The 4300-nt window shown below is 46.7% G+C and carries 1 protein-coding gene; it reads right to left on the bottom strand.

The genetic code is table 11. The features are described 5' to 3' along the window. Nucleotides 1-442: 442 nt before the first annotated feature. On the bottom strand, nucleotides 443-4300 hold a 3858-nt coding region (locus tag HMPREF9698_RS03470), incomplete at its 5' end, for a collagen-flanked surface repeat-containing protein (RefSeq protein ID WP_003777355.1).

A 4300-nucleotide genomic window follows, 5' to 3' on the forward strand; every position in this document is an offset into this window, starting at 1 on the left:
CCAGAACTCCTTTATTGCTCAGCAATTGTCGCGTTATTGCTCCAGAACTGACTCATTGCAACTCAGTTCTCAATACTAGACTAACCTACACAGAGTTTGAGACTTGACTCGAAAGTAACTTATGGCTGTCCCATTGTCGCTTTTCAACTCTCAAAGTACCGAATGGCCGTCCCATTGTCGCTTTTCAACTCTCAAAGTACCGAATGGCCGTCCCATTGTCGCTTTTCAACTTTGAAAATACCTTATTTCGATTTATTGTCCAGTTTCAACTGCAAAACCTCCCTATTCTGATTTATTGTCCAGTTTCAACTTTTGAAAATAGCTCGTCATATAGAGAAAGTCTATTTTGACCAGTCTTTTATGTATAGCAAAAAGCTTCCCAGCTATTGCTAGCTGGGAAGCTCTCTGGTTCAGACTCATTAACTAAGTTAATGACTGACTATTATTTTCGCTTGCGGTCTTTGAGGGCTAGGGCAGATCCTCCCATTAAGGAGCTTGCGCCAATTAGACCTAAGACCCAAGTTAGACTTGCTGTGTCTGGCAGACGTTGGCCTTCATCTTTGGTCAAGTTGTCAGAAGGAGTTGCATCTTCTGGGTCTTGAACAAAGCTAAAGTCTTTGCTGCCTTGAGTTCCAGGGAAACCAGAACGGGTGTAAGTCAATTCTTCATCTGACTGGTTGCGGTCGCTACCTGAAACTGGTTTAGTTTGGTCTTGACCGTCAGTTGGTTGACTTGATTGGGCTGCCGGCTGGTCTCCAGGTTGGTCAGTTTCACCTGGAGTTTGACCCGGTTGTTCAGGTACTTCAGGACTTGTTCCAGGTTTGTCAGTGTCTCCGTCAGATTCGCCTGGTTGATCAGCGTCCGGTTGACCTGGCTTGTCGGTGTCCACATCTGGTTGATCACCATCTGGTAAGCCTGGTTTGTCTTGACCTGGCTCGTCAGTGTTGTCACCATCTGATTGATCTGGAGTTTCACCTGGTTGATCAGTTCCTGGTTTGTCGCCAGTGTCATCAGAACCGTCTCCTTGAGTTTGTCCAGGATCGTCATTACCAGATTGATCAGTGTCATCCCCAGGTTGGCCTGGTGCTACTGGAACATCGTCAGATTCACCTGGTTTATCACCAGAGTTATCGGAACCGTCTCCTGGGATTTGACCTGATTGGTCATCGCCCGGTTGACCAGGTTTATTGGTGTTGTCTCCATCTGGTAAGCCTGGTTTGTCTTGACCTGGCTCGTCAGTGTTGTCACCGTCTGATTGACCTGGAGTTTCACCTGGTTGATCAGTTCCTGGTTTGTCGCCAGTGTCATCAGAACCGTCCCCTGGAGTTTGTCCAGGTTCGTCATCGTCCGGTTGATCACCATTTGGTTTTCCAGGTTCTTCAGGGTCACTGTCGGGTTCACCTGGGTCCTCTTGACCTGGTTTGTCGTCCGGTTGGCCGGTACCATCACCTGGTTCACTTGGCTTATCTTGACCTGGTTTATCGTCAGGTTTGTCAGTGTCTCCGTCTGATCCACCTGGCTCTTCTTGACCTGGAGTCTCACCTGGTTGGTTATCACCTGGTTGACTTGGGGTCAATTGGCCGATGATATCGACAGAGAAATCGGTGTAAACGACGACTAGGTTGTTATTTTCGATTCGGATGTTGGCGATGCCTCGACCGTCAGCACCTGGTTCACCTTGAGGTCCGCGAACATTGCCGGCATTAATTTGGCTACCGTCGTCTAAGGTGATAATCAAGTCACCGTTCGCATCAACACGAGCATCTTTAATACCATTAGCAGATGGATCTTGGCTAGATGGGTAGTTGTGGATGATTTGCTGAGAATTGTCAGTGTAATTAATCACTAAGTCGCCATCGAGGTTAATGTCAACGGATTGAACGACTTTACCAACTTCAGCATCTTTGCCGTCTTGACCGTCTTCACCTTTCAAGGAATCAAGGAAGTCTTGAAGGCTACCAGTATTACCAGCTTCGAGCCATAATTCGTAGGCAGATTTGCCTCGTGGGCCTTCTTTAATGTCAATCTGACCTGCATTCTGGGTGCTACCATCACTGTAGACCAGAATCAATTCGTTATCACTGTTGACTAAAGCAGTAACGACAGTTCGGTCAGTAGAAGCAGTTACCTTACCGAGGTCTTCGGTCTCTCCATTTGAGTAAGTGAGGATCAAGTGGCCTCGGTTGTCGATATTGGCTTGTGTCAAGACACGACTTGGCTGGTCAGTTGAACCTTCCTTAACGACATTAATGGTGAGGTTGACATTAATAATATCGCCGGTATTTGGATCTTTCTCACCGTTTTCGTAACCAGAAATGACTACTTCAGTTCCATCGTTAAAGATCAGACGGGTGTTGCCGTGTTCATCTTTAAAAGTTGAAATGATGCGAGCGGCTTGGCCATCTTCACCGTGACGAACAATGTGAGAGTGTTGGCTGCCATCTGGGTTGGTGACAGTGATCTCGATCCCTTCGCTGACTTCCCGAGTGGAAATAATCGGCGACTTACCATCTTTTCCTGGCTCGCCTTGAGGGCCTCGAGCATAGCCAGCATTAATGGTTCGGCCATCTGTCAGTTCAACAATTAAGTTGCCTTGGTCATCAATTCGCATGTTTTGGATTGGGTTGGCAAGCTTATCTGGGTTCGGAATGACGACTGGGTCTTGGCCTTCAATGGTAATGACAATGTCGCCATTTTCATTGGTGTTGATGTTGGTGTTATCAATAATGATGTTACCAGCATTTGAACCGTCTTGACCATCGCGACCTGGTTCACCCTTGTCACCTTTGTCGCCTTTCTCACCCTTTTCGCCGTCTTTACCATTTCGAATGGTTCCAACGACTTCTTCACTGCCGTCACCACCAACAGCGATAATGGTGTAGCTGCCATCTTGGTTATCACGAACTTTGACTGAGTCACCATCTTGTCCATCTCGTCCGTGGAAAATAGTGTCGGTAGAGATGTGTTCCCCATTAGGTCCTGTGACAATCACTTGAATGCCAAGTTCATTTCCATCTCGATCTTTGATTGGCTCAGTTCGGATGGTTGGTGCTTGCCCGTCTTTTCCGTCAAAAACGAACTCTCGATCAATTAATGAGCCAAGGCTACCAACTGGATTCACTTCATAAATGTTAATCCATGTGCCTGGTCGACCATTTTGTTCACCACGTTCAACTTGTGCGGTAATGGAACGACCATCGCGGCCTGGGTCACCCTTGTCACCTTTCTCACCTTTTTCGCCGTCGCTAACGGTGACGCTATTGATTAGTGCATCATTTTCACCATCGCGGGTGAAAATGGTGTAGCTTCCGTCACCATTGTCAATCACTTGTACATAGTTACCATCTTTACCATTCTCACCATCTCGAATAGTCGCACGGCTTAGTTCCTCATGAGTTTCACCATCGCGGTTAATGATAGTGTAAGTTCCATCATCATTGGCAACTAATTCAACATAGTTACCATCGCGACCTGGCTCACCCTTGTCGCCATCATGAACGACAACACTATTGATTGGCTCATCGGTTTCCCCGTCAAGGGTGATAATGGTGTAAGTGCCATCGTCATTTTCTACAACTTGAACGTAATTACCGTCCTTACCATTTTGGCCGTCAAAAATGAAGTTACGGTCTATTTCTTGGTTGGTATCGCGGTCTCTAATAATGACCCATGTGCCTGGACGACCGTTGAAGACGCCTGGTTCAACATTTGCCGTAATAGATTGACCGTCTTCGCCATTTTGACCGTTGTAAATGAAGTTTCGATCTATCTCATCACCAGTATGACGATCTTTAATGATAACCCATGTACCTGGTCGATCACCTAGTGTACCTGGTTCGACTGAAGCAATAATAGATTGACCATCATAGATGAAGTTTCGATCAAGTTCTTGACCAGTTTCACGGTCTCGAATAATAACCCATGTGCCTGGACGTTCGTTAACAACACCTGATTCAACATTTGCGGTAATTGATTGACCGTCTTCGCCATTTGCAACAAAGGTTCGATCAAGCTCAGCACCTGTGTTGCGATCTTTAATGATAATCCATACACCGGTTCTGCCACCCAGTTCACCAGGTTGAGTGCTTGCAGTGATGGATTGACCGTCACGGACAGTTACACTGCTAATTGGAGTATCAGTTGCGCCATCGTGGGTAATAATGGTGTAAGTGCCATTGCCGTTGTCAACGACTCGAACGTAGTTACCGTCCTTGCCGTCGGCTCCATCTTCACCATCGTCACCGTCTTGACCGTCTTTCACGAAGGTTCGGTTAGTTTCTTCATAAGTGACTTCTCCAGT

Source organism: Alloiococcus otitis ATCC 51267, assembly GCF_000315445.1.
In the GTDB taxonomy this organism is placed as follows: Bacteria; Bacillota; Bacilli; order Lactobacillales; family Carnobacteriaceae_A; genus Alloiococcus; species Alloiococcus otitis.